Origin of the sequence: Halochromatium sp. (genome assembly GCF_046541315.1) — a bacterium.
Lineage (GTDB): Bacteria > Pseudomonadota > Gammaproteobacteria > Chromatiales > Chromatiaceae > Lamprobacter.
Map to the genome: position 1 here is coordinate 1 of NZ_JBKHDN010000151.1, position 7157 is coordinate 7157.

Below are 7157 nucleotides of genomic sequence, written 5' to 3' on the forward strand. Positions count from 1 at the left end.
AACATGGCCACCGGCATGATCTACTCGATCGGCGGCTCGTTCTGGGAGTTCGGCGGGCCGGATCTGGATCACGCCAAGCTCTTCATCATGATCGGCACCGCCGAGGACCATCACTCGAATCCGCTGAAGATGGCGATCTCGAAGTTCAAGCGCCAGGGCGGGCGCTTCATCGCCATCAACCCGGTGCGCTCCGGCTATGGCGCCATCGCCGATGAATGGGTGCCGATCAAGCCCGGCACCGACGGCGCGCTGTTCCTCGCCCTGACCCACGAGATCCTCAAGCTTGGTCTCTTCGATCGCGATTTCCTGATCCAATACACCAATGCCGCCGAGCTGGTCATCGACGACCCCGCGCGCGACGATCACGGCATGTTCGTGCGTGACGAGAACATCGATGTCACCCGCGGCTGTACCGATCCCCAGGACAAGTTCTGGTGGGATCGCCATCGGGGCGCGGTGCTGACCCATAGCGAGGGCGCCGATCCGCGCCTGCTCGGCAGCTACACCATGCCCGATGGCACGCCGGTGAAGACCTCGTTCCAGCTCCTCAAGGAGCGGGTCGAGTCCTCGACCCCGGACTGGGCCGAGAGCATCACCGGCATCCCGGCCGCGACCATCCGCCGCCTCGCGCACGAGATGGGCGTGATGGCGCGCGATCATAAGATCGAGCTGCCGATCAGCTGGACCGATGCCTGGGACCAGGAGCACGATCGCGTCACCGGCAACCCGGTCGCTTTCCACGCCATGCGCGGCTTGGCGGCGCATTCGAATGGCTTTCAGACCATCCGCGCGCTGAGCATCCTGATGACCGTGCTCGGCACCATCGACCGGCCCGGTGGCTTTCGCCACAAGGCGCCGTTCCCGAAGCCGATCCCGCCCTGCCCGAAGCCGCCGCACAGCCCCGACGCGGTGCAGCCGAACACCCCGCTCGACGGGCTGCCGCTGGGCTGGCCGGGCAAGCCGGAGGATCTGTTCGTCGATGACGCCGGCGAGCCGGTGCGCATCGACAAGGCCTTCTCCTGGGAGTATCCGCTCGCCGCTCACGGCCTGATGCACAACGTCATCACCAACGCCTGGCGTGGCGATCCCTATCCCATCGACACCCTGTTCCTGTTCATGGCCAACATGGCCTGGAACTCGGCGATGAACACGGTCGAGACGCGCAACATGCTCACCGACCAGGACGAGAACGGCGAGTACAAGATCCCGTTCCTGGTGGTCTGCGACACCTACGCCTCGGAGACCGTCGCCTTCGCCGACCTGGTGCTGCCGGATACCACCTATCTCGAGCGCCACGATGTGCTCTCGATGCTCGATCGGCCGATCTCCGAGTTCGACGGCCCGGTCGATTCGGTGCGCCTGCCGGTGCTGCCGCCGAAGGGCGACTGCCGGCCGTTCCAGGATGTGCTGATCGAGCTTGGCGCGCGTCTCGGGCTGCCCGCGTTCACCAACGCCGACGGCTCGGCGAAGTACAAGAACTACCCGGACTTCGTCGTCAACTACGAGACCTCGCCCGGCTCCGGGATCGGCTTCCTGGCCGGCTATCGCGGCAAGCATGGCGACAAGGCGCTGAAGGGCGAACCCAACCCGAACCAGTGGGAGCAATACGCCGCCAACCATTGCGTGTTCCACTATGAACTGCCGCGCAGCTACCAGTACATGCGCAACTGGAACAAGGGCTATCTGCACTGGGCGCGCGCGCACGGCATGACGCGCTGGGCGGAGCCGATCACCCTGCATCTCTATTCCGAGGTGCTCCAGCGCTTCCGCGCCGCCGCGCAGGGCAAGTGGCCGGGGCGCCAGCCGCCGGAGCGTTATCGCGAGCGGATCGAGACCTTCTTCGATCCGCTGCCGTTCTACTACGATCCGCTGGAGACGCAACGCGTCGACACCAAGCGTTTCCCGCTCACCGCGCTGACCCAGCGGCCGATGGCGATGTACCACAGCTGGGATAGCCAAAACGCCTGGCTGCGCCAGATCCACAGCCACAACTACCTGTTCGTGAATCCGAAGATGGCGATCGCGCGGGGCATCGAGGATGGCGACTGGATCTGGGTCGAATCGCACCTCGGCAAGGTCAAGTGCATGTGCCGCTACTCGGAGGCGGTCGAGCCGAACACGGTCTGGACCTGGAACGCGATCGGCAAGGGGGCGGGCGCTTGGGGACTGAGTGCGCGCGCGGACGAGTCGAAGAAGGGCTTCCTGCTCAACCACATCATCAGCGAGGAACTGCCGGTGGTGAGCAGCGACGGCAAGCAGATCCTGTCCAACTCGGACCCGCTCACCGGCCAAGCGGCCTGGTTCGACACGCGCGTGCGCATCGAGAAGGCCACGGCGCAGGGGACGCAGGTGACCGAGCCGCAATTCGCACCGATGAAGCCGCTGCCGGGACAGCTCGCGCGACCCAAGCAGCGTTGGCAGGCCTATGTGGCCGGTCTCTTTGGCAACAGTCATCAGCATTGAGATAGACCCATGACCCAACTCGCCCTCGTCATCGACCTCAATGTCTGCGTCGGCTGCCATGCCTGCGTGACCTCCTGCAAACAGTGGAACACCTCCGGCTGGGCGGGCCCGATGGTGGATGAGAACCCCTACGACGCCAACCCGACCGGCACCTTCTTCAACCGCGTGCAGACCTACGAGATCGGCAGCTTCCCGAGCACCGAGACGGTGCATTTCCCGAAGAGCTGCCTGCATTGCGAAGACCCGCCTTGCGTGCCGGTGTGCCCGACCGGCGCCTCGTACAAGCGCGAGGACAACGGCGTGGTGCTGGTCGATTACGACAAGTGCATCGGCTGCAAGTATTGCTCCTGGGCCTGCCCCTATGGCGTGCGCGAACTCGACGAGCAGCAACAGGTGATGAAGAAATGCACCCTGTGCATCGACCGCATCGCCGACCACACCCTGCCCGAGGCCGAGCGCAAGCCGGCTTGCGTGATCGCCTGCCCGACCAATGCCCGGCTCTACGGCGATGTGCATGATCCCGACTCCGAGGTCTCGGTGGCGATCCGCGAGCGCGGCGGCTATGCGCTGATGCCGGAGTGGGGGACCAATCCCGCGAATCATTACCTGCCGCGCCAGAAGACCCGCATGCACATCACCGAAGAGGATCTCCAGCGTTCCGACAATCCGCTGACCAAGGAAGACATCACCGTCTATCACGGTGAAGAGACGATGGAAGACGTCACCTGGTAACGCGCGCTTTCGCACTCCGACTCTCGACAGGCAACCCCGATGCATCCAGCCTTCTCCGTGATCTTCTTGACCACCCTCATCGGCGCGGGTCAAGGTCTCTTTCTGGCCCTGTTCACGGGCCAGCTCTACTCGACCATCAAGCTCGTCGAGCAACAGCCCTCCATGTTCTACGCGGTGGGTAGCGCGCTCTCCTTGGCCTTGCTGATGGGCGGGCTCGCCGCTTCGTTCTTCCACCTTGGGCGGCCGGAGCGCGCCTGGCGGGCGGCGGCCATGTGGCGCACCTCCTGGCTCTCGCGTGAGGTCATCGTGCTGCCGGCGATGATGGGGATCGTCTTTCTCTACGGCGTCTTTCATTGGGCCGGCTGGACCCAGCCCTGGATCACGCTCGGCGAGGGGACGCTGGCCATCGACGCCACCTTCGTGTTCGGCATGCTCGGCGTGCTGGTCACGCTGGCGCTGTTCGTCAGTACCGGGATGATCTACGCCAGCGTCAAATTCCTGCAGGAATGGAGTTCGCCCTATACGATCGCCAACTTCATCTTCCTTGGCACCGCCTCCGGCTTCATGCTGGCGGCGGCGTACTCGGCGCTGATCGGCAACAATCTGGTGAGCTTCTTCGGCACCTGGGCGGTGATCGCGACGCTGCTCGGGCTGGGCACCCGCAGCGCGTCCCTGGTGCGTAACGCCAAGCTCAAGCATCGCAGCAATCTGCAGACCGCGATCGGCATCCGCCACCGCGGCATCGTGCAGAAGGCGCAGGGCTTCTCGGCGGACTCGTTCAATACCCGCGAGTTCTTCCACCACCAGAGCCCAGAGACCCTGAAGCGGATTCGCCTGATCTTCTTGGTGCTGGTGTTCCCAGTGCCGATCGCGCTGGTGCTGTTGGCCTATGTGCTCCAGTCGCCGACCCTGCCGATCCTCGCCTTCGCGCTCCAGTACCTCGGCCTGCTCGCCGAGCGCTGGTACTTCTTCGCCGAGGCCGAGCATCCGCAGAATCTGTATTACCAGCGGGTTTCTTAGTCGTCTGGGCTCGGGCCCTGCGATCGGTGCCGACCGCAGGGCCAACGAGTACGGGCCCGAACATGGAGTCGTTCGGGCCTCTCTGACATTGCGCGGCTGGCAGGGAACCGCGCTGTTGTGCGGAAATGTTTCCGGCGGGGGCTCAGTGGTGCGAGCTGAGCATCAATTTGAACATCTTTAAGTTGATGGCGATGAATCGCCAGAACTGCCACAGCAGGCTGGTGCGCAGGTAGCAGGTAAAGCCGGTCGGGACCGGCGGATAATAGGCCTGCTGGTAGGGCTCTTTATTCTTTGGCTTCGTCGACGCGGATGCCGCGTCGTTCGGGCTGGAATCGCTGCTCATAACGACCTCCGGTTGCTGGGAGTGGGCCTGGGGATGGGCATCACTGGCGGATCACGCTGTTTGGGGATGCGGCCGGCTCAGGCGATTGACGGCAATCGCCTTAGTGCGGGAGCAGCGACCAGCCCGGTCGCATCTTCGCCTGGTAGATGAAGACATGGTGCAGGATGTACTTCATCCAGTGCCCGGCGAGGCCGATTTCGCCGAAGGTCAGGTTCATGTCGCGACCATATTCGGGATAGGTCTCGTAATCCGGGACGACCGGAAAGACGGTCATGGTCGCGGCCGAGCCCCTGAAGATGTGCATGCCGGTAGAGGCGACGCAGGCGGCGCCCATCTCGGCCATTGATGCGGTGTGCGTGGGCTCGGCTGCGCCATTGATCAGATCGCAAATGTTGGCGGCGACCGCCTTGCCCATGTTCGCCGCCGGCATGCCGGTGCGCGGCGGGGTCGGATTGATCGGCGTGCCGTTGGCGCTCTGCATCGGCTTGCTGATCAGGTGCGGCGGCGCGAAGGCGATGCCGATGGCGAAGACGTTCTTGTACTTGGGCACCTGATAGGTCTTCGGCCAATCCGCCTTGCTCCATTCCTCGTAGGGCTTCGGGCTGTAGTCGCCGTCGACCTTCATGAAGCCGTTGGAGGCGAACACCTCGCTGGTGATGTCAGCACCGCCTTTGTCATAGGCCTTGATCGGCTGACCGGCGAAGGGCGGGATCAGCATTGCGAAATCGAACGCGAGTTCGTGCTCGGAGCCATCGAGCAGCTCGTAGTGGAGCTTGCCCGGCTCGATGCGCTTGACCGCCGCGCGCACGATCCACTCTATGCCGCGCTCGACCATCAGGGATTCCGCGAACACCTTGCCGTTGGTGATATAACCGCCGCGCTTGATGTGCACGCCGCCCATGCCGAAGTCGCCGAGTTCGTACTCGTTGCTGATCCAGATGATGCGCGCTTTATCGCGCACCCCTTTGTCGCGGAACAGGTGCTCGATGTTGTAGATGTACTCGAAGGCGGCGCCCTGGCAGGTACACATGCCATGGCCGGTACCGACGACGAAGGTGCGCGTTTCGCCGCGCTTCATCGCCGCGATGTTCGCCTGCAATTCCTCGTTGGCGTGCAGCGCATGGCTCGGGGTGCAGACCGAGGTGGTATGGCCCTCGTCCGGGCCCAGCCCGGGCGTGGCGCCGAAGTTGAGCTTGGGGCCGGTGGCATTGACCAGGTAATCGTAAGTGAGGGTCTCGCTCTGACCGGCACGCGCGGGATCGGTGTATTCGAGAGTGACGTAGGGCGCCTCGGCCGCCTCGCCGCCTTCGGGATGGATCGAGACCGCCTTGGCCTGCTTGAAGACGGCACCGAGCCGCTTGTAGACCGGGGCCAAGGGGAAGGTGACCTGGCGCTCGCTCATCTCGCCGACGCCGACCCAGATATTCGATGGGATCCAATTCCATTTCTCGTTCGGCGAGACGACGACGATCTCGCGCTTCTCGCTTGCAGGTTTTTCGCCGAGCCATTTGCCGAGCCAGCGCGCAGTGGTGTGGCCTGAGATGCCAGCGCCGAGGATGACGATGCGTGACATGCTTTACCTCTCTTTGGTTGGTTTTCGTTTTGAGCTTAGCAGCCGGAACTGGCACTGGAAAGCGATCTAGGTCAAGTGCTCCGTCGGGGGCGGTCGCTGGCAACAGCGGTGCTGCTCGCGGCAGGCTATTCAGCCACGGCGTCGAGCAAGCTGGGGTGGGGCGGATAAACCACCGCCGGTCTCGCCTCCGAGAGCCAGCGCGTCAGACGCGACTCGCCCGCTGGCCATTGGCCTTTGTCGACATTGGTCGGCGCCGAGCCCGCGAAGAGCAGATAGCCATACTTGCCGTAGTGGGGGAGCTTGCGCGCCAGACCGCTGATCGCCTCGGCGCTGTCGGCGCCGATCCAGCCCAAGGGCTGCGAGCCGCGAGACACGCTGAGCACCGGAATCCGGTCCGCCGGGTGGTCGGTATCGAGCAGCCTGATGCGCCGTTGTGCGGGATCGAGCGCAAACGCGCCTTGCTCGGTGCCGAGCGCGTCCAGCGTTGACAGCCAACGATTGCTCCAGCCCAGCAGCCAGATCGCGCGATCGGCGGGCAGATCCTCGATCTCGGTATCGAGCGCGATCGACCAGCCAGGCTGGCCGCGCCGCCAGGCCTCGGCAAGCCGTCGGTAGGCGGCGCGCAGCGCGGACGGCGCCTCGGCCGGCACCAGGATCAAGCCGCGCTCGGCGCCGAACAGAGTGCTCAGGGTGGTGGTCGCCTCGCCCTCGGCCAGGGTGCGGAAGCTGTCGAAGCGCGGATCGACGGCGATCCGGGCTGGGCGCGCGTTCAGGATCGTCGAGAACCTTGCCTCGCGCTCGGTCATCGTCACCCGCAGTTCGCTGGCGGCGCCGGTCTCATCGTGGCATACAATCGGCACCGGCAGCGGGAAAGGCGCGGCGGCCTGGGTCTGCTCGAGCCGCCCGCTCAGGCGCCAGCGGCCATCCGCGAGCGGCTCCACGGTCACGTCTTCAAGCGCCAGGCTGGGGGCGCCGGGGCGTGTCGTCCAGGCGGCGAAGAAGGCGCCGAGATCGATCCCGGATCCA

Annotated in this window: 5 protein-coding genes and 1 pseudogene; 3 read left to right on the forward strand and 3 right to left on the reverse strand. The window is 64.8% G+C overall.

The window, feature by feature from the left end; genetic code table 11:
• The 3 genes from soeA to soeC form a co-directional block, all read left to right on the forward strand.
• Positions 1 to 2463: sulfite dehydrogenase subunit SoeA (gene soeA, locus ACLFQI_RS10195; protein WP_410759038.1), on the forward strand; the 2463-nt coding region annotated here is incomplete at its 5' end.
• A gap of 9 nt (positions 2464 to 2472) precedes the next feature.
• A complete protein-coding gene (gene soeB, locus ACLFQI_RS10200) occupies positions 2473 to 3195 on the forward strand; it encodes a sulfite dehydrogenase subunit SoeB (RefSeq protein ID WP_410759040.1) in 723 nt (240 codons plus the stop codon).
• A gap of 39 nt (positions 3196 to 3234) precedes the next feature.
• A complete protein-coding gene (gene soeC, locus ACLFQI_RS10205) occupies positions 3235 to 4215 on the forward strand; it encodes a sulfite dehydrogenase subunit SoeC (RefSeq protein WP_410759042.1) in 981 nt (326 codons plus the stop codon).
• 142 nt (positions 4216 to 4357) lie between these two features.
• Here the strand turns inward: soeC and ACLFQI_RS10210 are convergent, their stop codons facing one another.
• The 3 genes and pseudogenes from ACLFQI_RS10210 to ACLFQI_RS10220 all read right to left on the reverse strand — a co-directional run.
• The gene (locus ACLFQI_RS10210; RefSeq protein WP_410759044.1) at positions 4358 to 4558 is read right to left on the reverse strand and encodes a hypothetical protein; all 201 of its coding nucleotides are present in this window, start codon (positions 4556 to 4558) and stop codon (positions 4358 to 4360) included.
• A gap of 100 nt (positions 4559 to 4658) precedes the next feature.
• On the reverse strand, positions 4659 to 6131 hold the full coding sequence (locus tag ACLFQI_RS10215) for an NAD(P)/FAD-dependent oxidoreductase (RefSeq protein ID WP_410759046.1): 1473 nt from the start codon (positions 6129 to 6131) through the stop codon (positions 4659 to 4661).
• Between the two features lie 125 nt (positions 6132 to 6256).
• Positions 6257 to 7157: pseudogene (locus tag ACLFQI_RS10220) on the reverse strand (M1 family peptidase); the annotation flags it as partial.

What these genes read in the sequence shown, in the direction of transcription:
- ACLFQI_RS10210 (WP_410759044.1), bottom strand. Translation starts at nt 4,558, where the DNA reads ATGAGCAGCGATTCCAGCCCGAACGACGCGGCATCCGCGTCGACGAAG.
- ACLFQI_RS10215 (WP_410759046.1), bottom strand. Translation starts at nt 6,131, where the DNA reads ATGTCACGCATCGTCATCCTCGGCGCTGGCATCTCAGGCCACACCACT.
- soeC (WP_410759042.1), top strand. Translation starts at nt 3,235, where the DNA reads ATGCATCCAGCCTTCTCCGTGATCTTCTTGACCACCCTCATCGGCGCG.
- soeB (WP_410759040.1), top strand. Translation starts at nt 2,473, where the DNA reads ATGACCCAACTCGCCCTCGTCATCGACCTCAATGTCTGCGTCGGCTGC.